This is a genomic window from Streptomyces sp. NPDC058459, assembly GCF_042721685.1.
GTDB lineage: Bacteria > Actinomycetota > Actinomycetes > Streptomycetales > Streptomycetaceae > Streptomyces.
This window is the reverse complement of sequence record NZ_JBHXLV010000091.1, coordinates 1-24892: the sequence shown is the minus strand read 5'-3', so window position 1 is coordinate 24892 and position 24892 is coordinate 1. Positions and strand designations below refer to the sequence as shown.

General features: G+C 72.6%; 25 protein-coding genes. 8 read left to right on the top strand and 17 right to left on the bottom strand.

Annotated features, from left to right (window positions below):
* The 7 genes from rnc to recG form a co-directional block, all read right to left on the bottom strand.
* A partial coding sequence (gene rnc / locus ACFWN1_RS18540; RefSeq protein ID WP_384363112.1) for a ribonuclease III occupies positions 1-878 on the bottom strand: 878 nt, incomplete at its 3' end.
* A 20-nt stretch (positions 879-898) separates the two neighbouring features.
* A complete protein-coding gene (gene rpmF, locus ACFWN1_RS18535) occupies positions 899-1072 on the bottom strand; it encodes a 50S ribosomal protein L32 (protein WP_073491177.1) in 174 nt (57 codons plus the stop codon).
* Between the two features lie 2 nt (positions 1073-1074).
* Positions 1075-1728 carry a YceD family protein gene (locus tag ACFWN1_RS18530; protein WP_384363110.1) on the bottom strand — a complete coding sequence of 218 codons (654 nt, stop codon included), beginning with the start codon at positions 1726-1728 and terminating at the stop codon, positions 1075-1077.
* Between the two features lie 126 nt (positions 1729-1854).
* On the bottom strand, positions 1855-2940 hold the full coding sequence (locus tag ACFWN1_RS18525) for a DivIVA domain-containing protein (RefSeq protein WP_384363118.1): 1086 nt from the start codon (positions 2938-2940) through the stop codon (positions 1855-1857).
* Between the two features lie 118 nt (positions 2941-3058).
* Positions 3059-3538 (bottom strand): pantetheine-phosphate adenylyltransferase, encoded by a 480-nt coding sequence (gene coaD, locus ACFWN1_RS18520; RefSeq protein WP_384363116.1) that lies wholly within the window; start codon positions 3536-3538, stop codon positions 3059-3061.
* 26 nt (positions 3539-3564) lie between these two features.
* Positions 3565-4152, bottom strand: a complete 588-nt coding sequence (gene rsmD / locus ACFWN1_RS18515) for a 16S rRNA (guanine(966)-N(2))-methyltransferase RsmD (RefSeq protein WP_384363108.1) — start codon at positions 4150-4152, stop codon at positions 3565-3567.
* A 129-nt stretch (positions 4153-4281) separates the two neighbouring features.
* Complete coding sequence (recG, locus tag ACFWN1_RS18510; protein WP_384363106.1) at positions 4282-6483, bottom strand: ATP-dependent DNA helicase RecG; 2202 nt, start codon at positions 6481-6483, stop codon at positions 4282-4284.
* Positions 6484-6676: 193 nt separating this feature from the next.
* Here recG and ACFWN1_RS18505 point away from each other — a divergent pair, with 193 nt between their 5' ends.
* Positions 6677-8494 carry an HSP90 family protein gene (locus ACFWN1_RS18505; RefSeq protein WP_384363114.1) on the top strand — a complete coding sequence of 606 codons (1818 nt, stop codon included), beginning with the start codon at positions 6677-6679 and terminating at the stop codon, positions 8492-8494.
* Positions 8491-11361 carry a tetratricopeptide repeat protein gene (locus tag ACFWN1_RS18500; protein ID WP_384363104.1) on the top strand — a complete coding sequence of 957 codons (2871 nt, stop codon included), beginning with the start codon at positions 8491-8493 and terminating at the stop codon, positions 11359-11361. The genes ACFWN1_RS18505 and ACFWN1_RS18500 overlap by 4 nt, the downstream gene beginning before the upstream one ends.
* A 19-nt stretch (positions 11362-11380) precedes the next feature.
* On the opposite strand, the gene ACFWN1_RS18495 is transcribed toward ACFWN1_RS18500, so the two are convergent.
* Positions 11381-13036: a DAK2 domain-containing protein gene (locus ACFWN1_RS18495; protein ID WP_384363102.1), complete on the bottom strand. Its 1656-nt coding sequence runs from the start codon at positions 13034-13036 to the stop codon at positions 11381-11383.
* Between the two features lie 260 nt (positions 13037-13296).
* Between ACFWN1_RS18495 and rpmB the strand changes: the two genes are divergently transcribed.
* Positions 13297-13482: a 50S ribosomal protein L28 gene (gene rpmB, locus ACFWN1_RS18490; RefSeq protein ID WP_003993230.1), complete on the top strand. Its 186-nt coding sequence runs from the start codon at positions 13297-13299 to the stop codon at positions 13480-13482.
* Positions 13483-13561: 79 nt separating this feature from the next.
* Here the strand turns inward: rpmB and thiD are convergent, their stop codons facing one another.
* Complete coding sequence (gene thiD, locus ACFWN1_RS18485; protein ID WP_384363100.1) at positions 13562-14359, bottom strand: bifunctional hydroxymethylpyrimidine kinase/phosphomethylpyrimidine kinase; 798 nt, start codon at positions 14357-14359, stop codon at positions 13562-13564.
* On the bottom strand, positions 14356-15318 hold the full coding sequence (locus ACFWN1_RS18480) for a thiamine-phosphate kinase (protein WP_384363098.1): 963 nt from the start codon (positions 15316-15318) through the stop codon (positions 14356-14358). The genes thiD and ACFWN1_RS18480 overlap by 4 nt, the downstream gene beginning before the upstream one ends.
* A 205-nt stretch (positions 15319-15523) precedes the next feature.
* On the opposite strand from ACFWN1_RS18480, the gene ACFWN1_RS18475 reads away from it, so the two are divergent.
* Both ACFWN1_RS18475 and ACFWN1_RS18470 read left to right on the top strand, forming a co-directional pair.
* Positions 15524-15757 (top strand): Lrp/AsnC family transcriptional regulator, encoded by a 234-nt coding sequence (locus tag ACFWN1_RS18475; protein ID WP_384363096.1) that lies wholly within the window; start codon positions 15524-15526, stop codon positions 15755-15757.
* A gap of 20 nt (positions 15758-15777) precedes the next feature.
* The gene (locus ACFWN1_RS18470) at positions 15778-16296 is read left to right on the top strand and encodes a DUF3515 domain-containing protein (protein ID WP_384363094.1); all 519 of its coding nucleotides are present in this window, start codon (positions 15778-15780) and stop codon (positions 16294-16296) included.
* A 12-nt stretch (positions 16297-16308) separates the two neighbouring features.
* Here the strand turns inward: ACFWN1_RS18470 and ACFWN1_RS18465 are convergent, their stop codons facing one another.
* Genes ACFWN1_RS18465 through ACFWN1_RS18455 form a run of 3 tightly spaced genes read right to left on the bottom strand, consistent with a single transcriptional unit; the run spans position 16309 to position 19354 of the window.
* Positions 16309-17466, bottom strand: coding sequence for a D-alanine--D-alanine ligase family protein (locus ACFWN1_RS18465; protein WP_384363092.1), 1158 nt, complete (start codon positions 17464-17466; stop codon positions 16309-16311).
* A gap of 59 nt (positions 17467-17525) precedes the next feature.
* On the bottom strand, positions 17526-18536 hold the full coding sequence (locus tag ACFWN1_RS18460; RefSeq protein ID WP_384363090.1) for an NAD(P)H-dependent glycerol-3-phosphate dehydrogenase: 1011 nt from the start codon (positions 18534-18536) through the stop codon (positions 17526-17528).
* Positions 18533-19354, bottom strand: a complete 822-nt coding sequence (locus ACFWN1_RS18455) for a lysophospholipid acyltransferase family protein (RefSeq protein WP_384363089.1) — start codon at positions 19352-19354, stop codon at positions 18533-18535. Before ACFWN1_RS18455 ends, ACFWN1_RS18460 begins: the two co-directional genes overlap by 4 nt.
* 221 nt (positions 19355-19575) lie before the next feature.
* Here ACFWN1_RS18455 and cofC point away from each other — a divergent pair, with 221 nt between their 5' ends.
* Both cofC and ACFWN1_RS18445 read left to right on the top strand, forming a co-directional pair.
* On the top strand, positions 19576-20226 hold the full coding sequence (gene cofC, locus ACFWN1_RS18450) for a 2-phospho-L-lactate guanylyltransferase (protein ID WP_384363087.1): 651 nt from the start codon (positions 19576-19578) through the stop codon (positions 20224-20226).
* A gap of 9 nt (positions 20227-20235) precedes the next feature.
* The gene (locus ACFWN1_RS18445; RefSeq protein WP_384363085.1) at positions 20236-20439 is read left to right on the top strand and encodes a hypothetical protein; all 204 of its coding nucleotides are present in this window, start codon (positions 20236-20238) and stop codon (positions 20437-20439) included.
* A gap of 207 nt (positions 20440-20646) precedes the next feature.
* Here ACFWN1_RS18445 and ACFWN1_RS18440 read toward each other — a convergent pair whose 3' ends face one another.
* The 4 genes from ACFWN1_RS18440 to leuC form a co-directional block, all read right to left on the bottom strand.
* Positions 20647-21264, bottom strand: coding sequence for an HU family DNA-binding protein (locus tag ACFWN1_RS18440; RefSeq protein WP_384363083.1), 618 nt, complete (start codon positions 21262-21264; stop codon positions 20647-20649).
* A 136-nt stretch (positions 21265-21400) separates the two neighbouring features.
* Positions 21401-21631, bottom strand: coding sequence for a hypothetical protein (locus ACFWN1_RS18435; protein WP_384363081.1), 231 nt, complete (start codon positions 21629-21631; stop codon positions 21401-21403).
* 263 nt (positions 21632-21894) lie between these two features.
* The gene (gene leuD / locus ACFWN1_RS18430; protein ID WP_384363079.1) at positions 21895-22488 is read right to left on the bottom strand and encodes a 3-isopropylmalate dehydratase small subunit; all 594 of its coding nucleotides are present in this window, start codon (positions 22486-22488) and stop codon (positions 21895-21897) included.
* 2 nt (positions 22489-22490) lie between these two features.
* On the bottom strand, positions 22491-23918 hold the full coding sequence (gene leuC, locus ACFWN1_RS18425; protein WP_384363077.1) for a 3-isopropylmalate dehydratase large subunit: 1428 nt from the start codon (positions 23916-23918) through the stop codon (positions 22491-22493).
* Positions 23919-24115: 197 nt separating this feature from the next.
* Here leuC and ndgR point away from each other — a divergent pair, with 197 nt between their 5' ends.
* On the top strand, positions 24116-24832 hold the full coding sequence (ndgR, locus tag ACFWN1_RS18420; RefSeq protein ID WP_135784271.1) for an IclR family transcriptional regulator NdgR: 717 nt from the start codon (positions 24116-24118) through the stop codon (positions 24830-24832).
* Positions 24833-24892: the final 60 nt, after the last annotated feature.

The window sequence follows — 24892 nt, the reverse complement described above, 5'->3', positions numbered from 1 at the left end:
GTGGCGGACGACGGTTCGTCGTCCTTGACGGCCTCGGCCCCGACAGCCTCAGCCCCGACGGACTCGTCTCCGACGGCCTCAGCCCCGACGGCCTCGGTGGCCGTCCGGGCCCGCTCGTCCGCTGCGGCCTTGATGGCCCGCCAGGCGGACTCGGCGGCCTGCTGCTCCGCCTCCTTCTTGCTGCGGCCGGTGCCGGTGCCGTACGAGACGCCCCCGACGCGGGCAGCAGCAGTGAAGGTCTTCTCGTGGTCAGGGCCGGTCTCCGTGACCAGGTACTCGGGCACGCCGAGCCCCTCGATCGCGGTCAGCTCCTGGAGACTGGTCTTCCAGTCCAGGCCGGCTCCGAGGTTGGAGGACTTCTCGATCAGCGGGTCGAAGAGCCGGTGAACCAGCTCGGACGCCGCGTCGAGGCCCTGATCGAGATAGACCGCGCCGATCACCGCTTCCAGGGTGTCGGCCAGGATGGATGCCTTGTCCCGGCCGCCCGTGCCCTCTTCACCGCGGCCGAGCCGGATGAAGGAACCCAGGTCGAGGCCACGGCCGACCTCCGCCAGCGCACGCGAGTTGACCACCGCGGCCCGCAACTTGGCCAGCTGGCCTTCGGGCAGGTCGGGGTGGATGCGGTACAGCGTGTCCGTGACGACGAGGCCGAGCACGGAGTCCCCGAGGAACTCCAGCCGCTCGTTCGTCGGCAGACCGCCGTTCTCGTACGCGTAGGAGCGGTGGGTCAGCGCACGCACCAGAAGGGCGGACTCGACGTGGTAGCCGAGCCGCCCTTCCAGAAGCGTGTGGGACGAGGCCGTATTGTCCGCCGGTGCACTCGCGCGTCGGCGAGAGCTGTTCACTCCGGCGTTCTCCGCCTTCTTGGCAGTGGACACAGTGCCTCTCACCAGCCCGCTCAGACTTCGAGGACCTGGCGCTTGTTGTAGGTGCCGCAAGACGGGCACGCGATGTGCTGCAGCTTGGGCTCGTGGCAGCGCTCGCACGCAACCAGGTTGGGGACCGCAGCCTTCCACTGCGACCGGCGGTGGCGCGTGTTGCTGCGCGACATCTTCCGCTTCGGAACAGCCACGGCTACTTCTCCTGCTTCTCGTCGGCACGTGCTGATCGACGCACGTCGCCGCTCATCTCGTCCTTCTCGCCGTCCGACATGGTGTCGGCGAGTCCCTGCAGTGCCGCCCAACGGATGTCGACGGCGTCGTGGTGGTGGTCCGGGTCGTCCGTGAGCCGCGCTCCGCATTCGGAGCACAGGCCCAGACAGTCGTCCTGGCACACCGGCTGCATCGGCAGTGCGAGCACCACCGCATCCCGCAGCAGCGGTTCGAGGTCGATCAGACCGTCCTCGAGGTACTGCCTGTCCTCGTCGTCCTCGGCGTCGTCGCCCGGTTCCGCGATCACGCGGCCACGGTCGTCGGCGTCAGGGTACGAGAACATCTCCTGGAAGTCCGCTTCGAGCTCCAGCCCGACCGGCTCCAGACACCTTACGCACTCCCCCTTGGCAGATGCACGGGCGGTGCCTGTGACAAGCACACCTTCCATGACCGACTCCAGACGGAGGTCCAGCTCCAGCGGGGCGCCTTCCGGCACTCCGATGACACCCTCGAGACCGAGATCCCGGGGGGCGTCGACCTCGCGGGTCAGGCGCTGCATCGCACCGGGCCGCCGGCCCAGCTCGTGCGTGTCGATCACGAGAGGGTTGCGGTGGTCGAGGCGTGCGTTGGAAGCCATTCCCGCTTTCGGTCCGAGCTAGGAGGGACGCGGCCCGACGGTGTTCCGGGCAGCGCTGATCGCGGGGATACACGCGACCGAACAGCTAGGATACTGGACCATTCGCTCAGGACCCAATCGGGTCGGCTACAGCCCCCGGCCCTGCTCGTAGGCGCGCAACTGCTCCGCGCTGATCATGCCGGTGTCGAAGAGGCTGGCCTCGTCCAGGGCGCGGTCCTGCTGGGGCTGTCCCTGCGGCTGCTGCTCCTGGTTCGGGTCGAACGGGGCCTGCTGCGGGTCGTAGCTGTGGAAGGCGCCCTCGGCCTGCGGGGCGTAGCCCTGGGGAGCGGCGTACAGGTCCTGCTGGTAGCGGTACTCCTCCTGCGGCGCGTAGCCGGGCTGCGGGGGGTAGGCCGCCGGGTAGGCGTCGGGCTGCTGGTAGCCGTACGCCTCCTGCGCCTCGTACACCGGTTCCCGGGCCGGGGGCGGGGCCGGGGTGCGCGGGGCCGGGGTGTCGGCGAGGGCGGCGAGGTCGGCCAGGTAGTCGGCGTCGCTGGAGTGCTGGAAGGTCGTGGTGTCGTCGGCGAGGGCGCTCAGGTCGTCGGAGGCGATCCGGCCGTGCAGCTTCTGCCGGCCCCGGTGGACGGCCTCCAGGGTCTTGGCGAGCACCGCCTCGAAGGCGCCGAGCTTGACGTCGACGTAGGCGTCCGCGTCGTGGCGCAGGGTCTCCGGGTCCTGGCTGCGCTCCGGGGCGTCCTCGTCCTCGTAGCCGTGCTCGTCCAGGCCGGGGCCGGTGCCGAGCAGCTTCTCCCGGCCGCGGCCGACCGAGCCGAGGGTCTTGGTGAGGACGACCTCGAAGTTGGCGAGCTTGGAGTCGACGTAGTCGTCGGCGTCCGCGCGAATCTGCTCGGCCTCGGCGCGGGCCTCGGCAAGGATGCGGTCGGCCTCGGCCTGGGAGTGGCGGGCCACCTCGGTGCCGGCGATCAGGCTGCCGCGCTCGGCGTGCGCGGTCTCGATGATCCGCTCGGCCTCGGCGCGGGCCTGCTCGACCAGCTGCTCACGGCCGCCGATCAGCTCCTGGGCCTGTTCGAGGGAGCCGGGGAGGGCCTGGCGGACCTCTTCGAGCCGCGCGAGCAGTTCGGTGCGGTTGACCACGCACGAGGCCGACATCGGCATGGACCGGGCACCGGAGACCGAGGCGACGATCTCGTCGAGCTTGTTCTGGACGTCCACCTGGCTCGCCACTCTCTACAGCTGTGTTGGAGACGGACGGGACGACTGTACGGCCATGGAGCGGCCGTCCGACACCGGGTGACGTGTTGTCACCTTCCCCGGTCGCCTCCCCGGGGCGTCAGTCCTTCCGGAGCCGGTCGCCGAGCGCTTCTAGCACCTGCGGGGGCACCAGGTGGGAGATGTCGCCGCCCCAGGCCGCGACCTCCTTGACCAGGGAGGAGGAGAGGAAGCTGTAGGCGGGGTTGGTGGGCACGAACAGCGTCTCCACCCCGGTGAGGCCGTTGTTCATCTGGGCCATCTGGAGTTCGTAGTCGAAGTCGCTCACCGCGCGCAGGCCCTTGACGATGGCGGGGATGTCGCGGTCCTTGCAGAAGTCGACGAGGAGGCCGTGGTGGGTCTCGACGCGGACGTTGGCGTATTCGGCGGTGACCTCGCGGATCAGGTCGATCCGCTCGTCGACCTCGAACAGGCCCTTCTTGGAGGTGTTGATCATCACCGCGACGAACACCTCGTCGTACAGGCGGGAGGCGCGGGCGATGATGTCGAGATGTCCGTTGGTGATCGGGTCGAACGATCCGGGACAGACGGCGCGGCGCACGGGAGATCCCTCGCTCTCGGGTCCGGTCATCGTGCGTCTTCGCACGGTGAGGCGGCGCGACCGTACCAAAACGTTCCCTCGCCGTAGCGACGGGACCGGATCGGCTCGAACCCGACCGGCCAGTGGAATGCGCCCCCTCGGGTGCCGCGCTCCACGGTGACGAGCGCTTCGCCGGTCAGCCAGCCCCCGGTGCGGAGTGTGAGGAGGATCTCCCGGAGATCGTCGTCGGAGACGGCGTACGGGGGGTCGAGGAACACCAGGCCGTAGGGGTCGGCGGGGGGTGCGGTACGGATGACTTGTTCCGCTTTGCCCGCCCGGACTTCGGCGCCGGGCAGGCCCAGGGTGCGGACGTTGTCGCGGACGGTGCGGGCGGCTCGGGTGTCGGCCTCCACGAGGAGGGCGTGGGCGGCGCCGCGGCTCAGTGCCTCCAGGCCGACCGCGCCGGAGCCGGCGTAGAGGTCGAGGACGCGCTCGCCGTTCAGGGGGGTGCCGAGGAGGGACTGCCAGGTGGAGAAGAGGGCTTCGCGTGCGCGGTCGGAGGTGGGGCGGGTGCCGGTCCCCGGCGGGACGGCCAAGCGGCGTCCGCCTGCGGTGCCGGCGATCACGCGGGTCATGTGAGGGGTCCTTCTTCTTTGGGGTTCTTCTATTTTCGCGGGTGGTGGGGGGTCTGGTGGCGCGTTGGCGGGTGCGGGCGGTTTGTGGTCGACCGCTCGGTTCCCCACGGCCCTTCAGGGAAGGACACGTCAGCCCTTGTCCAGGTACTGCTCTCTTTCCTCGTCCAGGAGAGCCTCCAATGCTGTGCGTAGGCCCGGCAGGCGCGTCAGCTCCGGGTCCGCCGCCACCACCGCCGCCGCTTCCTCCCTCGCCTCCGCGATGATCTCCTCGTCCTCGATGACCTCCAGGACGCGGAGGCTGGTGCGGGCGCCGGACTGGGCCTGGCCGAGGACGTCGCCCTCACGGCGCTGTTCGAGGTCGATGCGGGAGAGTTCGAAGCCGTCGAGGGTGGCGGCGACAGCGTTCAGGCGCTGGCGGGCGGGGCTGGCCTCGGGCATCTCGCTGACCAGGAGGCAGAGGCCGGGCGCGGAGCCGCGGCCGACGCGGCCGCGCAGCTGGTGGAGCTGGGAGACGCCGAAACGGTCGGCGTCCATGATGACCATGGCGGTGGCGTTGGGGACGTTGACGCCGACCTCGATGACCGTGGTGGCGACGAGTACCTCCGTCTCACCGGCGGCGAAGCGGCGCATCACGGCGTCCTTGTCGTCGGGGTGCATCCTGCCGTGCAGCACCTCGACCCTGAGGCCCTGGAGCGGGCCCCGGGCGAGCTGGTCGGCGATGTCGAGGACGGCCAGCGGGGGGCGTCTGTCGCCCTCGGTGGCCTTCTTCTCGGCGGCGCTCTCGTCCTCGTCGCCGATGCGGGGGCAGACGACGTACGCCTGGTGGCCGTTCTCGGCCTCCTCGCGGACGCGTTCCCAGGCGCGGGCGAGGAAGTGGGGCTTGTCGGCGGCCGGGACGACATGGGTGGCGATCGGGGAGCGGCCGGCCGGGAGCTGGTCCAGGACCGAGGTCTCCAGGTCGCCGAAGACCGTCATCGCGACCGTGCGCGGGATCGGGGTGGCCGTCATGACGAGCAGGTGCGGGGGCTGTCTGCCCTTGCCGCGCAGGGCGTCGCGCTGCTCGACGCCGAAGCGGTGCTGTTCGTCAACGACGACCAGGCCGAGGTCGTGGAACTGGACCTTGTCCTCGATGAGCGCGTGGGTGCCGATGACGATCCCCGCCTCACCGGTGACGATGTCCAGCAGCGTCTGCCTGCGCGCGGCCGCCCCCATCGACCCGGTCAGCAGCACCACCTTGGTCCCGTGCTCGCCCCCGCCCAGCATCCCCCCCTCGGCCAGCTCCCCCATCATCTCGGTGATGGACCGGTGATGCTGCTGCGCGAGCACCTCGGTGGGCGCGAGCATCGCCGCCTGCCCGCCCGCGTCGACCACGGCGAGCATGGCGCGGAGCGCCACCATCGTCTTGCCCGACCCCACTTCCCCCTGGAGCAGCCGGTGCATCGGGTGGGCGGTGGCGAGGTCGGTGAGGATCTCGGCGGAGACGTGTTGCTGGCCTGCGGTGAGGGTGAAGGGGAGGCGGGCGTCGAAGGTGGTGAGGAGGCCGTCGGTGAGGGGGCGGCGGGGGACGGCGGGGAGCTGGGTGTCGGCGTAGCGGCGGCGGGCGAGGGCTACTTGGAGGACGAACGCCTCGTCCCACTTGAGGCGGGCGCGGGCGTCGGCGATGTCGGCCTTGGTGGCGGGGCGGTGGATCTTGACCAGGGCCTCGGGCAGCTCGACCAGGCCGCGGCCCTCGCGCAGCGACCCGGGGAGCGGGTCGACGGCCTCCTGGACACTGGGCAGTACGGTCTGCACCGCCTTGCCGATCTTCCAGGACTCCAGCTTGGCGGTGGCGGGGTAGATCGGGATGAGGGAGCCGGCCCAGCTCTCCGCTGCCTCGTCGCCGTCCTCGGCGTCCTTGTCCAGCAGTTCGTACGCCGGGTGGGCGAGCTGGAGGCGGCGGTTGAAGACGGAGACCTTGCCGGAGAACATCGCGCGGGTGCCCGGCAGCAGTTCCTTGTGGGGCTTGTGCACGCCGTTGCTGAAGAAGACCAGCTGGAGGCGGCCGCTGCCGTCGGTGATGGTGACCTCCAGCCGCTGGCCCTTTCCGCGCGGGGCGCGGGAGGAGGCGAAGGTGTGCAGCCGGGCGTCGGCGACCTGGGCGACCACGGTGACGTGCTCGTCCATGGGCAGGTCGGCGAGGTGGGTGAGCTGGCCGCGCTCCTCGTATCTGCGGGGGTAGTGGTGCAGGAGGTCGCCGACGGTGTGCAGGCCGAGGTTCTCGGCCATCACCTTCGCGGTGGCGGGACCGAGCACCTTCTTCAGGGGTTCTCGCAGTGCGGGCACGAGATCCATTGCACACCACACCACCGACATCGCCGTACAGGTGCCAGCGGGCGATCCCGGGAATCTCGCCGAAGTCCCTGGTCAGCTCGGGCCTTCGGGCCTAGGATGACGCGCTCCGGCCATCCCCCGCGGTCATCGCCCCCACGGCACCGAGCCGCCCGACCCCGCGCCGCGCGAAGCTCCCCCCACCGGCGCCGTGACGATGGACTCCCAGAACCCTCAGTCATCCCCGCACACCTTCCAGGTCGACCTGCGTGGTCTGGTGGACCTGCTCTCCCAGCATCTGTACTCGAGTCCCAGGGTCTACCTGCGCGAGCTGCTCCAGAACGCCGTGGACGCCGTCACCGCCCGGCGGGCCGAGGAGCCCGGTGCCCCGGCGCGGGTGCGGCTGTTCCCGGACGGGCGCGGCGGACTGCGGGTAGAGGACAGCGGTATCGGGCTCACCGAGTCGGACGTGCACACCCTGCTGGCGACCATCGGCCGCAGTTCCAAGCGGGCGGAGGGCCTGGAGGAGACCCGTTCCGGGTTCCTCGGCCGGTTCGGCATCGGGCTGCTGGCCTGCTTCGTGGTGGCCGAGCGCGTCCGGGTGGTCAGCCGCAGCGCCCGTACGCCCGGCGCGCCGCCGGTGGAGTGGACGGCCGCCGACGACGGCTCGTACACCGTGCGCACCCTGCCGGACTCGGCGCGGCCGGAGCCGGGCACGACCGTGCATCTGGTGGCGCGCCCGGGGGCCGGCGAGTGGCTGGCGCCGGCTCGGGTGCGTTCGCTGGCGCGGGACTTCGGCTCGCTGCTGCCGTACGACGTGCGGGTGGACGACGAGCCGGTGACGGATCTCCCGGCGCCCTGGGACCGCCCCTGGGCGGGCCCGGTGGAGCGGCGGGCGGCGCTGGAGGCGCACTGCCGGGAGCTGTTCGGCTTCACCCCGCTGGACTCGATCACGCTGGACGTGCCGCTGGCCGGGGTGCGCGGGGTGGCGTACGTGCTGCCCTCCGCGGTGAGCCCGGTGCGGCGGGCCACGCACCGGGTGCATCTGAAGGGCATGCTGCTCACCGAGCGGGCCGAACAGCTGCTGCCGGACTGGGCGTTCTTCGTGCGCTGTGTGCTGGACACGGACACCCTGCGACCCACCGCGTCGCGCGAGGCGCTGTACGAGGACGAGACGCTGGCCGCCGTCCGCGAGGCACTGGGCGAGCGGGTGCGGGACTGGCTGACCGGGCTCGCGGCGGGTGATCCGGAGCGGCTGGCGGCGTTCCTGGCCGTGCACCATCTGGGGGTGCGGGCGCTGGCCCGGCACGACCGCGAGATGCTGCGGGTCATGCTGCCCTGGCTGCCGTTCGAGACCAGTGACGGGGAGCTGTCGCTGGAGGAGTTCGCGCGGCGGCACCCGGTGGTGCACTTCACCCGGAGCGTCGAGGAGTTCCGGCAGGTCGCGCCGATCGCCGCGGCGCAGGGCGTCGGGGTGGTGAACGGGGGCTACACCTACGACAGCGAGCTGGTCGAGGCGCTGCCGTCGGTGCGGCCGGGCACGGTGGTGGCGGAGCTGGACGCGGACACGGTGACCGCCCATCTGGACGCGGTGGACCCGGCGGCCGAGCCGGCACTGTCCGGTTTCCTGGCGGCCGCGCGGGCCCGGCTCGATCCGCTGGGCTGCGACGTGGAGCTGCGGGCGTTCCACCCGGTGTCGGTGCCCGCGCTGCATCTGGACGACCGGTCGGCGCGGCACGAGCGGGCGCGGGCGGACGCGGAGGAGGGGGCGGACGACCTGTGGGCGGGCATCCTGGGCTCGCTGCGCGGTACCGCCCCGCGGGCCAGGCTGGTGCTGAACCATCTCAACCCGCTGGTGCGGAGGGTGGGTTCGCTGACCGACCCGGAGCTGACGGGGACGGCCGCCGAGGCGCTGTACGGGCAGGCGCTGCTGCTGGCGCGCCGCCCGCTGCGCCCGGCGGACTCGGAGCTGGTGAACCGGGCGTTCGCCGGACTGCTGGAGTGGGCGACGCTCGGGGAGGGCGAGGGACGATGAGCGGGACAACGGATTTCGAGGCGCTGCGGCGGGCGCTGGCGGAGAACTCGGAGCGGCCGGAGGGCCCGGCGCGCAACGCGCGTGCGGAGGAACTCCTCGCGGAGGCCGAGAAGCTGGACATCCCGCTCGCGGTGATCGAGGCGCTCGGCCATCAGGTGAGGGTCTACAACTACAGCTCGGAGAAGGACCGGGTGTTCGTGCCGTTCGCGCGGCTGCTGCGGATGTGGGACGAGCGTCCGGAGGACTTCGACGCGTACGAGGCGCACGCGCTGCACTGGACGTTCAAGTGGATGACGGCGGGCATGCTGGGGCAGCCGCACATCCCGCTGGCGTCGGTGGAGAACTGGCTCGGTGAGATGGCGCGCCGCTATCGCGTCGCCGGGTATTCCGAACGGGCCGTGCGGGCGGCGGAGTTCGGCATCGCCTCGCACACCGGGGACCGGACGCGGGCCGAGCGGGCGTACGCGGCGTGGCTGGCCGCCGACCGGGACGACATGGCCGACTGCCACGCCTGCGAGCTGCACGGGCAGGGTGGCTGGCAGGTGGAGTCGGGCCGGGACGCGGAGGGCCTTGAGCTGTGGTGGCCGGTGGTGGAGGGCGAGTTCACCTGTGCGCACGAGCCGCACGGGGTACTGGCCCGGTCGCTGGTGCCGCTGCTGCGGCTGGGCCGGGTGGAGGAGGCCCGCGCTCATCATCTGCGGGGCATCAGGCTGGTGCGGCCGATGGAGAGCATGCGGGACGCGTACGCCGCCCATGTGGAGTTCTGCGCGCTGAGCGGGAACGAGGCGCGCGCTCTGGAGCTGCTGGCGGAGCGGCCCGCGTACTTCACGGACAGCGGGCATCCGCGCGGCCTGCTGGAGTTCCTGGCCGTGGTGACCCTGCTGATGGACCGGCTGACCTCGCTCGGGCGGGGCGACCGGGAGGTGCCGGGTCCGGCCGGGCGGACGTGGACCGCGCGGGAGCTGGCCGGGCACGCGCGCGGGGAGGCGCTGGCGCTGGCCGCGCGGTTCGACGCGCGCAACGGCACCTCGCACATCGGTGACCTGACCCGCGCCACGATGGCGGCGGAGCCGCTGGTGGAGCGCCTGCCGCTGGGCGTACGGACGGCTCCGGCACCGCCTCCCGCGCCGGAGGAGGTCCCGGCCGAGGAGCCGGGGGTGCACGAGCTGCTGGCGCGGGCGCGGCTGCTGTCGGAGACCCTCCAGCCGGACGCCCCGCAGGCGTGGGCGGCCCTCGCGCGGGCCGCCGACGGTACCGGGCTCGACGCACGCGCGCGTGCCGAGTTGGCCGACAACGAGGCGATGTCCCTGGGCCCCGAGGGCATCCCGGTCTTCGAGAGGGCCGCCTCCCTCTGGGCGGAGGCGGGCGACCTCGGCGAGGCGCTGGCTGCACGCGCGCGTGGAGCGTACGTGCGCGCCCTGACCGGTGAGGCGGAGGCGGCGCTGAAGACGGTCGACGCGCTGTACGACGAGGTGCTCGCGTTGTACGCGGAGGAGGCGACCGGCCCCCGTCAGACGGCGGGGGTGCTGATCAGCCGGGCCCGGGTGCTGATGCGGTGCGTCCACGAGGGCGCCCCGGCGCAGGACGCGGAGCGGGCCGCGCGGGAGGTGCTGGCGTTCGTCGGCGGCCGTACCGGCGACGACATACGGCTGGTGGCGCGCGGGGCCGAGGCGCGGGCCATGCTGGCGGAGCTGACCGAGCTGGGCGGGGACCTGTCCCGCGCGGCCGAGCTGTTCCGGCGGGCGGTGGCCGAGTTCACGGGCGCGGGACTGCCGTGGTTCGCCGTGGAGTACGAGGCGCGGGTGGGGGCGCTGGCCCGGCATCTCGGGGAGCCGGCCGAGGCCGAGCGGGCGCTGCGGTCGGCGCTGGAGCACGGCGGGGCGTGGCTGGAGCCGACCGGTCGGGCGCAGCTGCATCTTCAGCTGGCCGAGCTGATCGGGGCGCGGGACGGCACCGAGGAGGCGGCCGGGCATGCGCTCCAGGCCGCGCACTGGGCCGACGAGGCGGGCGAGAGCGGCACTTTCGGCGCCTGGGGCCGCCATCTGCTGGGCGGCCTGCTGCTGCGCCAGGGGCGCTGGACGGAGGCGGCCGAGGTGCTGGAGTCGGCGCTCGCCGAACTGTCGGCCGAGGTGCACGGGGACGGTGCGCTGGTGCAGACCCGCTGGTGGCTCGGGGACTGCCTGAGCGAGCTGGGCGAGCACCGGGCGGCGGCCGAGCACCGGCTGCTTGCGGCCGGCATCGCCGAGCACTGGCCGGAGCAGCAGGACCACGCGACGCTGGCCCACCTGGCCGGCGAGTCCCTGGGCGCGGCGGACCTCCCGGCGGACGCGGACCGGGCGTACGTGCGGGCGGGCGAGCTGTGGGAGGCGCTGGGCAACCCGTACTTCACGGTGCGCGCGCTGCGGGCGCGGGCCTGGCTGGCGCCCCGGCTGGCGGCCGGGGTGCCGGGGGTGCGGGCGCTGATGGCGCGGGCGGTCCAGGTGTGCGGGAAGGCGCTGGCGGAGGCGGACGACCCGCTGGAGGGGGCCCGGCTGACCGCCGAACTCGGGCATACGCACCGCCAGTTCGGTGACCTCCTGGCCACGGTGGGCGAGGGCGAGGAGGCGCTGGCGGAGCTGGAACGGTCGGCCGCGCTGTTCGCCACGCTCGGCGCGGAGGGTCTGCACGACCGCACCGGCGCCGAACTGGCCGCAGCCGCGCTGGAGGCCGGGCTCGGCCGGACGGCCGAGGCGAAGGCACGCGCGCGTGCGGTGCTCGCGGCCTACAAGGGCGCCGTGGGCGACGGGAGCGCCGATGGCACTGACGGCACGGACGGCACCGTCCGCGCCCGGCGTGAGACGGCGTACCGGCTGCTGGACGGCGACTGACCCGGGCCCCTCGCCCCGCTCACTCCACCCCGATGAGCAGCAGCGAGCCCTGCCGGCCTCCCCGGTAGACCACGGTGTCCACGGCGAGGTAGGACTCGCGGACGCGCGCTTCGAGGCGGTCGGCGACGGTCTCGGGGGCCTCGTCGCCGACGACCAGGGTGACCAGTTCGCCGCCCGCCCGGAGCATGCGGTCGAGCAGGGTCTCGGCGGTGCCGGTGAGGTCGGGGCCGATCACGGCCACGTCGCCGTCGATCAGCCCGAGCACGTCCCCGGCCTGGCAGATCCCGGCCGTCGTCCACGACTGGCGCTCGGCGACGAGCACCTCGGCGTACCGGGTGGCACCGGCGGCCGAGGTCATCTGGACCACGTCCTCGTCGAACCGGCGCTCCGGTTCGTGCACGGCGAGCGCGGCGATGCCCTGGACCGCCGAGCGGGTCGGGATCAGCGCGACCCGGACGCCCTCGGCGCGGACCTGCTCGGCGGCCGCGGCGGCCGTGTGGCGCAGTTCGGCGTCGTTGGGCAGCAGGACGACCTCGCGGGCGTGCGCGCGCCTGAGGGCCTGGGCGAGTTCCCCGCTGGCGGGCGGTTCGCCGGGGCGGGCGAGGACGGTGGTGGCGCCCGCCTCCGCGTACAGCCCGGCCAGCCCCTCGCCGGGCACCACGGCGACCACGGCCCGCTGCGCCGGCTCGCGCGGCGGCCGCCGCCCGCCGGCGTGCACGTCGTCGGCGGCGAAGTGGGTGATCCGGACGCGGTACGGCCGTCCGGCCTCGATGCCAGCCTCCACGGCGGCACCGGCGTCGTCGACGTGCACATGGACGTTCCACAGCCCGTCGCCGCCCACCACGACGAGCGAGTCACCCAGGGCGTCGAGACGTTCCCGGAGGCGGGCCACGGCCGTGTCACCGGCCTCCAGGAGGTAGATCACCTCGTAGGCGGGGCCGCCCTCCCCCACGTGCTCCTGGGCATCTGGGCAGACCTCGGCCCCGGCCGCCCCGGCGTACGTCTCCTCGGGCACGGCCTCCCCCGTGACCGCCTCCACCAGCGAAGCCAGGACGGTCACCAGACCCCGCCCGCCCGCGTCCACCACTCCGGCACGGCCGAGCACGGCGAGTTGCCGGGGAGTGGCGGCCAGCGCGGCGCGCGCTCCCTCGTACGCGGCCAGGACGACCGTCCCGCAGTCGCCCTCCGCTCCGCCGGCCGCGTCGGCGGCGGCCGAGGCGACGGTGAGCACGGTGCCCTCGACGGGGTGGGCGACGGCCTCGCGGGCGGCGTCGGCGGCCCGGCGCAGCGCCGACCGCAGCACGGTGCCGTCGACGTGGGTCACGTCACCCGCGCCGTCGGAGGCGAGCATCTGGGACATGCCCCGCAGGAGCTGGGCGAGGATCGTGCCGGAGTTGCCGCGGGCGCCGATCAGGGCGCCGTGGGCCATCGCGCGCAGGGCGTCCGCGAAGGAGGGGCCCTCGGCCCCGTGCTCGTACCCGGCGAACACCGCTTCGACGGCCGCCGTCGCGGATTCCAGGGTCAGATACAGGTTGGTGCCGGTGTCCCCGTCGGCGACGGGATAGACGTTGATCGCGTCGATCTCCTCGCGCGCGCGACCGAGCGCCCGCAGCGCCAGACCGCACCAGGTGCGCACCGCGAGAGCATCGAGGAACGTCTGCGGCACCTGCGCCACCTGCGCCTCCCTGTGGCTGGACGTGGGACGCAGCGTAGACCGTGGGGCGGCGTCCATAGCGGGAGGGCCGGGCACGGGGTGCCGGGCCGCCATGGTAGTTTCGTTGTACGGAAGCAGTCGTTGTATGCTGCTTCGGTTGCCCGATCCCGGTCGGGCCATTCCCCCTGGCACCGCCACTCAAGATCTCAGGTCTACCTGAATGTTGATCCCGGCATGCCGGGAATCAACCGTAAGTGCATCTGAAGTCTTTGGAGTGACCCGTGGCTGCCAACTGCGACGTCTGCGGCAAGGGGCCGGGCTTCGGCAACAACATCTCGCACTCGCACCGCCGTACGTCCCGTCGCTGGAACCCGAACATCCAGCGCGTCCGTACCGTGGTCGGCGGGACGCCGAAGCGCGTGAACGCTTGCACCTCGTGCATCAAGGCCGGCAAGGTCTCGCGCTGACGCAACGCTTAGCGCGCGGCCACTGTCGGTTGCTGCGTCGAGCCGGTCCACCCTCGGGTGGGCCGGCTCTTCGCGTTGTCTAGAACCGCCAGCCGTGGTCCACGGGGCCGATCCCGGCGCCCAGCGCGAAGCCGTGGGCGATGGCCCCGGTGACGTACTCCTTGGCCGCCGTGACCGCCTCCGGTACGGCGAGGCCCTTGGCCAGCCCGGACGCGATGGCCGAGGCCAGGGTGCAGCCCGTGCCGTGGGTGTGCCGGTTGTCGTGCCGCGGGGCGCGCAGCCGGAACTCCTGGTCGCCGTCCGTGAGCAGGTCCACGGCCTCCCCGGTGAGATGGCCGCCCTTGATCAGTACCCACCGGGGCCCGTGGGCGAGCACCGCTTCCGCCGCCGGGCGCAGCTCCGCCTCCGAAGTGACCCGGAATCCTGTGAGTTGGGCCACTTCATCCAGGTTCGGGGTGGCCACGGTCGCCGCCGGGAGCAGCCGGGTGCGCACCGAGTCCAGGGCGGAGGCGGCGAGCAGCGGGTCGCCGTGCTTGGAGACGCCCACCGGGTCCACCACCACGGGCGCGTCGGTGCCGGAGATCAACTCCGCGACCGTCTCGACCAGTTCCGCCGAGGCCAGCATGCCGGTCTTCACGGCCTGCACGCCGATGTCGTCCACCACGCTGCGGTACTGGGCCCGTACGGCCTCCACCGGCAGCTCCCAGGCGCCCTGCACACCCAGGGAGTTCTGCGCGGTCACGGCCGTGAGCACGCTCATCCCGTGCACGCCGAGCGCCAGCATCGTCTTCAGGTCGGCCTGGATGCCCGCTCCGCCGCCGGAGTCCGAGCCGGCCACCGTGAGGACGCGCGGCGGCGCCTGTCCGGCGGGCCTCACTCCGGGTCCCCGAAGTGGTCCCAGCCGCCCGTGGCGGTCCAGGGCGCCCCGTCCACGGTCACCTGGGGCAGCGCCGAGAGGCTGAGGACCTCGCCGATGATCTTCCAGCGGGCCGGGAGTTTGGTGTCGGGCGGGAAGGTGGCCACGATCGCGTGGTCCTCTCCCCCGGTCAGCACCCACTGGCGCGGGTCCACCCCGACCGCCTGCCCGATGTCGTTCATCTGGGTGGGGATGTCGATCGCGCCGGAGCGGATGTCGATCCGGACCTTGCTGGCGTCCGCGATGTGCCCGAGGTCGGCGATCAGCCCGTCGCTGACGTCGCACATCGCGGTCGCGCCGAGCGCGGCGGCCGCCGGGCCCGCGTGGTACGGCGGCTCGGGGCGGCGGTGGGCCTCCACGAAGGCGCGCGGCGAGCGGAAGCCCCGCGACAGCACCGCGAACCCGGCGGCGGACCAGCCCAGCCAGCCCGTGACGGCCACCAGGTCGCCGGGCCGCGCGCCCGCGCGGGTCACCGGTTCCTGGTTGCGCAGATCGCCGAGCGCGGTGATCGACACCATGATCGTGTCGCCGCGTACGACGTCCCCGCCGACCACGGAGGCGCCCGCGACCTGGCACTCGTCGCGCAGGCCGTCCATCAGCTCGGTCGCCCAGGTCACCGGGAGTTCGGCCGGGACGACCAGGCCGAGCAGCAGGGCGGTGGGCACGGCGCCCATCGCGGCGATGTCCGCGAGGTTCTGGGCCGCGGCCTTGCGGCCCACGTCGTAGGCGGTGGACCAGTCGCGGCGGAAGTGCCGGCCCTCCAGCAGGATGTCCGTGCTCGCCACCACCCGGCGGTCCGGGGCGGCGACCACGGCGGCGTCGTCACCCGGGCCGACCCGGACCGCCGGGGTGGTGGTGAGACGGGAGGTCAGCTCCCGGATGAGCCCGAACTCACCGAGCTCACCCACTGTGCCCTTCATGGCCTCAAGCCCCTTCTGTGCCTGTCCCGTGCCCGGTCGCGCGTCATCAGTGTCCCCGATACGGTCGAGGTGACCGTCAACTTCCGTCGTGCCCGCCCCCCGGCGCGCGTGCACCGTCCCCGAGGGTCTCCCCTCGGGGCGCCGCGACGCGATACCGTGGCGTCCCTCTTCCCCACATGATCCTCGTGGCCGCCCTGGAGGTTCCGTGGTACAGGCGTACATCCTGATCCAGACCGAGGTCGGCAAGGCGTCGACCGTCGCCGACACGATCGGCAAGATCCCTGGGGTGATCCAGGCCGAGGACGTGACGGGACCCTATGACGTCATCGTCCGCGCGCGGGCCGACACCGTCGACGAACTCGGTCGCATGGTGGTCGCCAAGGTCCAGCAGGTGGACGGCATCACACGCACCCTGACCTGTCCGGTCGTGCATCTGTAGCCCCCGTCTACGCTTGGCCGGTGAACTTCTTCCGTCACCGGCCCCTCGGCCTGCTCGCACCCGCGCTGCTGATCGCGGTCGCGGGCTGTTCCACGACGGACGACGGCACCGCGGTCGCGGCTCCCCGCCCCGACGCGCGGACCGCCCCTCTGTGCCGGCGTCTGGACGAGACGCTGCCCGAGAAGGTCGACGGCCGGCACCGCGACGACCCCCGGCCCGCCTCCCGCTGGACGGCGGGCTGGTCGGGCCCGGCGATCATACTGCGCTGCGGGGTGGTCCGGCCGCCGAAGATGATCGACCCCGAGGTGGCCCAGGGCCACGACCCCGACGCGCTGGCCGGCGGGGTCGACGGCGTGGACTGGCTGATGGAGAAGCGGGACGACGGCTCCTCGCGCTTCACCACCGCGAGCCGCCGCGCCTATGTGGAGGTGACGCTGCCCGAGGAACTGTCCGGCCCGGACGACTCCACGGCGGTGCTGGTCGACCTGGCCCCGGCCGTGAAGAAGGCGATCCCCGAGGGGATCGCCTCCATGCGGTGATGACCCGGAGGTCTAGCGCAGCCCGGTAGGACGGCGCAGCGCCGCCTGGACCAGGCGGTCCACCAGCTCCGCGTAGCCGATGCCGGACGCCTCCCACATCTTCGGGTACATCGAGATGGGGGTGAAGCCGGGCAGCGTGTTGATCTCGTTGATGACGAACTCGCCGTCCTCGGTGAGGAAGAAGTCCGCGCGGACCAGACCCTCGCAGGACGCCGCCTCGAACGCCTCGACCGCGAGCCGCTGGATCTCCGCGGTCTGCTCGTCGGTGAGCGGGGCCGGGACGACACCGGGCGTGGAGTCGATGTACTTGGCGTCGAAGTCGTAGTACGCGTGCGCGCTCGGCGGCGGGATCTCGGCGGGGACAGAGGCGCGCGGGCCGTCCTCGAACTCCAGGACGCCGCACTCGATCTCGCGGCCGGTCAGCGCGGCCTCCACGAGGATCTTCGGGTCGTGGCGCTGGGCCTCGGCGATGGCCTCGTCCAGCCCGGCCAGGCCGTCGACCTTGGTGATGCCGATGGAGGAGCCGGCGCGGGCGGGCTTCACGAACAGCGGCCAGCCGTGCTCACCGGCGAAGTCCACGATCCGCCTGCGGGCGGCGGACTCGTCCCGCTGCCACTCGCGGGGCCGGATCACCAGGTACGGGCCGACCTTGAGCCCGAAGGAGATGAACACCCGCTTCATGTAGTCCTTGTCCTGGCCGACGGCCGAGGCGAGCACGCCCGAGCCGACGTAGGGGACACCGGACAGCTCCAGCAGGCCCTGGAGGGTGCCGTCCTCGCCGAAGGGGCCGTGCAGCACCGGGAAGACCACGTCGACCTCGCCGAGCGCCTTGGGCACCGCGCCGGGCTCGCTGTAGACGACCTCGCGGTTGGCCGGGTCGACCGGGAGCACCACTCCGCCCTCGCTGGACTCCGCCACGTCCAGCACCTCCGGGGTGCGGCGGTCCGTGATGGCCATCCGCTCCGGCTCGTCGGCCGTCAGGACCCAGCGGCCGTCACGGGTGATACCGATCGGCAGGACGTCGTACTTGGTCCGGTCGATGGCGCCCAGGACGGCACCCGCGGTGACGGTGGAGATCCCGTGTTCGGAGGAGCGGCCGCCGAACACGACGGCCACACGCGGCTTGCGGGGCCGCGCGGCAGGGTTCTGGGGGAGGTTCTCGGTGCTCATATCGCGTTGAGAGTACCCGTTGGCCCTGCCCCCGGACAGCGTCGACCCGGCGCCTTCGCTCAGCGTCGCTCGGGCTTCGCGCTGCGCGACATCAGCTCCTTGAGGGCGACCACGGGCGGCTTGGCGTCGTGGACGATGCCGACGACCGTCTCGGTGATCGGCATGTCGACGCCGTGCCTGCGGGCCAGATCCAGCACGGACTCGCTGGACTTGACGCCCTCGGCGGTCTGCCGGGTGACCGCGACGGTCTCCTGGAGCGTCATGCCCTTGCCGAGGTTGGTGCCGAAGGTGTGGTTGCGGGACAGCGGCGAGGAGCAGGTCGCCACCAGGTCGCCGAGTCCGGCGAGTCCGGAGAAGGTCAGCGGGTCGGCGCCGAGCGCCATGCCGAGCCGGGTGGTCTCGGCGAGGCCGCGCGTGATGAGCGAACCCTTGGCGTTGTCGCCGAGTCCCATGCCGTCCGCGATGCCGACGGCGAGCCCGATGACGTTCTTCACCGCGCCGCCGAGTTCGCAGCCGATCACGTCGGTGTTGGTGTACGGCCGGAAGTACGGGGTGTGGCAGGCCGCCTGGAGCCGCCGGGCGACCGCCTCGTCGGTGCAGGCGACCACGGCGGCCGCGGGCATCCGGGCGGCGATCTCACGGGCCAGGTTGGGCCCGGTGACCACGGCGATCCGGTCGGGGCCGACCTTGGCGACATCCTCGATGACCTCGCTCATCCGCATGGCGGAGCCGAGTTCGACGCCCTTCATCAAGGAGACGAGCACGGTGTGCGGGGCGAGCAGCGGGGCCCAGTCGGCGAGGTTGGCGCGCAGCGTCTGGGAGGGGATCGCCAGGACGAGGAAGTCGGCGTCCCGCAGCGCCTCGGCGGCGTCGGAGGTGGCGCGTACGCCCCCGGGGAGTTCGACACCGGGCAGATAGCCGGGGTTGGTCCGCGTGGAGTTGACCGCTTCGGCCACCTCGGCGCGACGGGCCCACAGGGTGACCTCGCAGCCCGCGTCGGCGAGGACCACCGCGAAGGCGGTGCCCCAGGAACCGGTGCCCATGACGGCGACCCGGACAGGCGTGCTCACTTGCCGCTTCCCCCTTCGGTGGCGGTGGGAGTGACCTCGGCGGCGGGCGCGGGCACCGTGTCCTGGCTCTGCGCCCTGCCGGACTGGGCGCGGGTGCGGCGCCGCTGCTCGATCCGCTCGCGGCGCGGGTCGTAGGGCACGGCCGGCGCCTCCTCGCCCCGGATCTCCTCCAGCTGGCGGGTGACGGCCGCCATGATGACCTCGGTGGCCTCCCTCAGGACGTCGGCGGTCACCTCCTGGCCGTAGAAGCGGGAGAGGTCCACCGGCGGCCCGGCCAGGACGTGGTGGGTCTTGCGCGGGAACAGGTGCGGCTTCTTCGTGTAGGCGGGCAGGAGTTCGTTGACGCCCCACTGGGCGACCGGGACGACCGGGCACCTGGTCTCCAGCGCCACGCGGGCGGCGCCGGTCTTGGCGGTCATGGGCCAGCCGTCGGGGTCGCGGGTCAGGGTGCCCTCGGGGTAGAAAGCGACGCACTCGCCCTCATGGACCGCCTCGATCGCGGCGCGGAATGCGCTCAGCGCGTCGCTGCTCTCGCGGTACACGGGGATCTGTCCGGTGCCGCGCATCACGGCGCCGACGAATCCCTTCTTGAAAAGGCCGCTCTTCGCCAGGAATCGCGGAACCCGTCCGGTGTTGTACTGATAGTGCGCATACGCGAAGGGGTCCACATGGGAATTGTGGTTCACCGCGGTGATAAATCCGCCGTCGGCCGGAATGTGCTCCATTCCTCGCCAGTCCCGCTTGATCAGAACCGCCAGCGGCGGTTTGCAGATCACCGCGGCGAAGCGGTACCAGAAGCCGATTCTGCGGCGGGACACGCGGACACCTTCCTCCATGGCCGCTGAGGGCCGTCACCTCGGCGGGGGCCGCACAAGTGTGACTCCGGGCCGCCGGTCTGTCGAGAACACCGTACGCCCGCATGTTGACGGCGACCGCCCCCGGACGGCCCTTCACAGCATTCCCCCACACCTCGGGGCGGCTCGGGATGCCCGGGGGGAGCGGGTGACAATGAACGCGAGCGGAGAGGGAGGGCACGCCGGTGCAGTGGAGCTTGGTCATCCCCCTGAAGCCCTTGGCACGGGCGAAGAGCAGGCTCGCGGACGCCGTCGCGGAAGGGGCGCGGCCGGGGCTGGTGCTGGCGTTCGCGCAGGACACGGTGGCCGCCGCGCTCGCCTGCCCCGAGGTCGCCGGTGTGGCGGTCGTCACGGGCGACCCGGTGGCCGGGAGGGCGCTGGCCGCGCTGGGCGCGCGGATCGTGCCGGACGAGCCGGCCGGCGGGCTGAACGCCGCGCTGGCGCATGGCGCCTCGGCGGTGCGCGCGGGTCTGCCGGGGGCTGCCGTCGCCGCGCTCAACGCCGATCTGCCCGCGCTGCGCCCGGCTGAACTGGCCCGGGTACTGGCGGCCGCCGCCGAATTCCCGCGCGCGTTCCTGGCGGACGCGGCGGAATTCGGCACGACACTGCTCGCGGCCGCTCCCGGCCGGGAACTGGACCCGGCCTTCGGCGGCGCCTCACGGGCCCGGCACCGCGCCTCGGGAGCGGCGGAACTGGCGCCGGAAAGCGTGGAATCGGTACGGCAGGACGTGGACACGGGGGACGATCTGCGGACCGCGCTGGCGCTGGGCGTGGGCCCGTACACGGCGGTGGCGAGCGCCGGATGGGGCGCTCCGGTGCCCTTGTGCGGGCAGTAGGCTGCGGCCATGCAGGCCACCGCTTACACCTACGACCCCGAGACCCGCAGCGGGCAGGTGCTGCTGGACGACGGCACCCCGGTGCCCTTCGACGCGGCGGCGTTCGACGCGGGCGGGCTGCGGTTGCTGCGGCCAGGTCAGCGCGTGCGGATCGAGACCGACGGCCGGGGCGAGGGGCGGCGGATCACGCTGGTGACGCTCCAGACCTTCTGACGGACACAGCACGGACACAGCACGGCGCAGCACGGACACAGCACAGGCGCAGCACAGGCGCAGCACAGGCGCTGAACAGGCCCCGCACGGGCGCTGGACAGGCGCTGAGCACCGCTGTGAACGCACCGCGGGCCGGACTCTCCCCAGAGGAGTCCGGCCCGGCGCGTGTGTGCCCGGGTGGACCGGGCGCCGTCGAGGGCCGTGCCCCTAACGGGCGGTGGTCTTCTTGGCGGTGGTCTTGCGTGCCGTCGACTTCTTGGCGGGCGCCTTCTTGGCGGTGGCCTTCTTCGCGGGGGCGTTCTTCGCGGTGGTCTTCTTGGCGGCAGGGGTCGCGGCGGTGCCCGTGGCCTTGGCGGGGGCCTTCTTCGCCGTGGTCTTCTGGGCGGCGGCCGTGGTCTTCGCCGGGGCCGCCTTCTTGGCGGTGGTCCTCTTCCCGGCGGCCTTGGTGGCCTTCTTGGCCGCGGCCTTCTTCACCGTCGCGGAAGCGCCGCCGGTCAGGCTGCCCTTGGGCGCCTTCTTCACGGAGACCTCGCCACCACGGGGAAGCTTCTTCGAACCGCTCACCAGGTCCTTGAAACCCTGGCCGGCGCGGAAGCGCGGGACCGAGGTCTTCTTGACCCGAACCCGCTCGCCCGTCTGGGGGTTGCGGGCGTAGCGGGCGGGGCGGTCCACCTTCTCGAAGGACCCGAAGCCGGTGACCGAGACCCGGTCGCCCGCGACCACGGAGCGGACGATGGCGTCCAGGACCGCGTCGACAGCATCGGCGGCCTGCTGGCGGCCGCCCATCTTGTCGGCAATCGCTTCTACGAGCTGCGCCTTGTTCACGTCTTCCCCTTCGGAGACCTCGCCAGAACGAAAGTGTTCAAGCTTTTTCGCACGTTAGGCAGATATATACCGCAAATCAAACACGAAACGGGCTTCTCACCCTTGTGCCGCAACGGATTCGGCGGTCTCGGACTGTTCAGTGGTCCTCTTCGGGCATCCGGCCCGCTTCGAGGTCCGCCATGAAACGTTCGAGACGCCTGGCCGCCGCGGCGAGATCGTGTTTGGCCGCGGCCGTAATGACCAGCAGCTTCCGGGTCAGCGCCATCCGTACGCCCTCCGGGACTTGCAGTGCGCGCACGATCGCGTGCGCTTGTTTGAGTCGGTCCGCGACTGCCGCGTAGAGCTGGAGTTGGCCGTCGTGTTCCATGCACAGATTGTGCCATCTGGGGCGAGTTGTCGCCTGCGCAGGGGGCAACTGCCGCCTCCGCGCGCCGTTCAGGGGTCCCCGGCGGGACGGTGGACCGAGGCGGCCGCTACCTGCAACTTTGTTGCTGGGAAAGCGAGTTGAGGCCGTCACGAGGTCCACTCGGAGGTGTCCGGGCCCGGACATGCGCGTACCCCCAATCGTGGTGATCGGGGGTACGCGGCGGCCGTCGAGGTGGCCGAAACCTTGTCGTCGCGAGCGGTCGCTCAGCTCGTCAGCGTCCGGGGCTTGTGTGCCGGGCGCGTGCTCTCGTAGGCCGCGATGTCGTCCTCCTCGCGGAGGGTGATGGAGATGTCGTCCAGGCCGTTCAGCAGCCGCCAGCGGGAGTTCTCGTCCAGCTCGAAGGGGGCGGTGATGCCCTCGGCGCGCACCTCGCGGGCTTCGAGGTCGACCGTGATCCCGGCCTCGGGGTCGCGTTCGGTCAGCTCCCACAGCGCGTCCACGATCTTCTGCTCCAGCACCACCGTGAGCAGCCCGTTCTTCAGCGAGTTGCCCCGGAAGATGTCGGCGAAGCGGGCGGAGATCACTGCCTTGAAGCCGTAGTTCTGCAACGCCCAGACCGCGTGCTCGCGGGAGGAGCCGGTGCCGAAGTCGGGGCCGGCGACCAGGACCGTGGCCCCTTGGCGCTCGGGCCGGTTGAGGACGAACGTCCCGTCCACCCGCCACGCCTCGAAGAGCCCGTCCTCGAAGCCGTCGCGGGTGACCTTCTTGAGCCAGTGGGCGGGGATGATCTGGTCGGTGTCGACGTTGCCGCGGCGCAGCGGCACGGCCCGGCCGGTGTGGGTGGTGAAGGCTTCCATCGTTATCGCACTCCAGCGGGCACGGGGGTGTCGGACAGGTCGGCGGGCGAGCCGAGATGGCCGAGGACGGCGGTGGCGGCGGCGACCTGCGGCGACACCAGGTGGGTGCGGCCGCCCTTGCCCTGCCTGCCCTCGAAGTTGCGGTTGGAGGTGGAGGCGGAGCGCTCCCCCGGCGCGAGCTGGTCGGGGTTCATGCCCAGGCACATCGAGCAGCCCGCGTGACGCCATTCGGCGCCGGCCTCCTTGAAGACCACGTCGAGCCCCTCGGAGACGGCCTGGAGACCGACCCGCGCGGAGCCGGGGACGACCAGCATCCGTACGCCGTCGGCGACTTTGCGGCTCCTCAGGATCTCGGCGACGGAGCGCAGGTCCTCGATGCGGCCGTTGGTGCAGGAGCCTACGAAGACGGTGTCCACGGCGATGTCCCGCAGCGGCTGCCCGGCGGTCAACCCCATGTACTCCAGGGCCTTTTCGGCGGCGTACCGCTCCGATGCGTCTTCGTACGAGGCCGGGTCGGGGACGGATGCCGAAAGCGGCGCTCCCTGGCCGGGGTTGGTGCCCCAGGTGACGAACGGGGAGAGTCCGGCGGCGTCGACGACGACCTCGGCGTCGAAGACGGCGTCGTCGTCGGTGCGCAGCGTCTTCCAGTACTCCACCGCCGCGTCCCAGTCGGCGCCCTCGGGGGCGTGCGGGCGGTCCTTGAGGTAGGCGAAGGTGGTCTCGTCCGGGGCGATCATGCCCGCGCGGGCGCCGGCCTCGATGGACATGTTGCAGATGGTCATCCGCGCCTCCATCGACAGCTTCTCGATGGCGGGGCCGCGGTACTCCAGGACATACCCCTGGCCGCCGCCGGTGCCGATGCGGGCGATGATCGCCAGGATCAGGTCCTTGGCGGAGACACCCTCGGGGAGTTCGCCCTCGACGGTGATGGCCATGGTCTTCGGGCGGGCCATCGGCAGCGTCTGGGTGGCCAGTACGTGCTCGACCTGCGAGGTGCCGATGCCGAACGCGAGCGCGCCGAACGCGCCGTGCGTGGAGGTGTGGGAGTCGCCGCAGACCACGGTGGTGCCGGGCTGGGTCAGCCCCAGCTGCGGGCCGACCACGTGGACGACGCCCTGCTCGATGTCGCCCAGCGGGTGCAGCCGGACGCCGAACTCCGCGCAGTTCCGGCGCAGCGTCTCCAGCTGCGCGCGGGAGACCGGGTCGGCGATGGGCTTGTCGATGTCCAGCGTCGGGGTGTTGTGGTCCTCGGTGGCGATGGTGAGGTCGAGGCGCCGGACCGTGCGGCCGCTCTTGCGGAGGCCGTCGAACGCCTGCGGGCTGGTCACCTCGTGCAGCAGGTGCAGATCGATGTAGAGGAGGTCGGGCTCGCCCTCGGCGCGCCGGACGACATGGTCGTCCCAGACCTTCTCCGCGAGTGTCCTACCCATCGCTTTCCCTCCGGCCGGCCACGGTTCCGCCGGCACATCTAGAGAACCTGAGGAAGCGACGCCCGCGCCGCGATCTCGGTGCGTACGGGCGTCCGGCACCGCGCCCGCCGTGCGCGGGCCGCCGTGTGCTTCAAGAGTGGCGCGTTCCGGAGAAAATTGAACTTGCGTTTCACAGAGTGAGACGTGAGTATCGTTGCATGGACAACAGTAGCGGCGTCGGCGTGCTGGACAAGGCGGCCCTTGTCCTGAGCGCCCTGGAGTCCGGTCCGGCCACCCTCGCGGGTCTGGTCGGGGCCACCGGACTGGCACGGCCCACGGCTCATCGGCTGGCCGTGGCTCTGGAACACCACCGGCTGGTGGCGCGCGACATGCAGGGCCGGTTCATCCTGGGCCCGCGCCTGTCGGAGCTGGCCGCGGCGGCCGGCGAGGACCGGCTGCTGGCGACGGCCGGCCCGGTGCTCACGCATCTGCGGGACGTGACGGGCGAGAGCGCGCAGCTCTACCGGCGCCAGGGCGACATGCGGATCTGCGTGGCGGCCGCCGAGCGGCTGTCCGGACTGCGGGACACGGTGCCGGTGGGCTCGACGCTCACGATGAAGGCGGGCTCCTCGGCGCAGATCCTGATGGCCTGGGAGGAGCCGGAGCGGCTGCACCGTGGTTTGCAGGGGGCGCGCTTCACGGCGACGGCACTGTCCGGGGTGCGCCGCCGGGGCTGGGCGCAGTCCATCGGCGAGCGGGAGCCGGGCGTGGCCTCGGTCTCGGCGCCGGTGCGCGGGCCCTCCAACCGTGTGGTGGCCGCCGTCTCGGTCTCCGGACCGATCGAGCGGCTGACCCGGCACCCGGGCCGCATGCACGCCCAGGCGGTGATCGACGCGGCGGGCCGGCTCTCCGAGGCGCTGCGCCGCTCCGGCTGACCGGCTGCCGCGACCTGCGACACTCCACGCTTCCCCACGGGCGGGAGCGGGCCCCTACGC

Coding starts and splice junctions, on each gene's coding strand:
- ndgR (WP_135784271.1), top strand. CDS start 24,116: ATGGACAACAGTAGCGGCGTCGGCGTGCTGGACAAGGCGGCCCTTGTC.
- rsmD (WP_384363108.1), bottom strand. CDS start 4,152: ATGACCCGCGTGATCGCCGGCACCGCAGGCGGACGCCGCTTGGCCGTC.
- leuD (WP_384363079.1), bottom strand. CDS start 22,488: ATGGAAGCCTTCACCACCCACACCGGCCGGGCCGTGCCGCTGCGCCGC.
- ACFWN1_RS18435 (WP_384363081.1), bottom strand. CDS start 21,631: ATGGAACACGACGGCCAACTCCAGCTCTACGCGGCAGTCGCGGACCGA.
- ACFWN1_RS18465 (WP_384363092.1), bottom strand. CDS start 17,466: ATGAGCACCGAGAACCTCCCCCAGAACCCTGCCGCGCGGCCCCGCAAG.
- ACFWN1_RS18500 (WP_384363104.1), top strand. CDS start 8,491: ATGAGCGGGACAACGGATTTCGAGGCGCTGCGGCGGGCGCTGGCGGAG.
- ACFWN1_RS18445 (WP_384363085.1), top strand. CDS start 20,236: ATGCAGGCCACCGCTTACACCTACGACCCCGAGACCCGCAGCGGGCAG.
- ACFWN1_RS18480 (WP_384363098.1), bottom strand. CDS start 15,318: ATGAAGGGCACAGTGGGTGAGCTCGGTGAGTTCGGGCTCATCCGGGAG.
- ACFWN1_RS18505 (WP_384363114.1), top strand. CDS start 6,677: ATGGACTCCCAGAACCCTCAGTCATCCCCGCACACCTTCCAGGTCGAC.
- ACFWN1_RS18530 (WP_384363110.1), bottom strand. CDS start 1,728: ATGGCTTCCAACGCACGCCTCGACCACCGCAACCCTCTCGTGATCGAC.
- recG (WP_384363106.1), bottom strand. CDS start 6,483: ATGGATCTCGTGCCCGCACTGCGAGAACCCCTGAAGAAGGTGCTCGGT.
- leuC (WP_384363077.1), bottom strand. CDS start 23,918: ATGGGTAGGACACTCGCGGAGAAGGTCTGGGACGACCATGTCGTCCGG.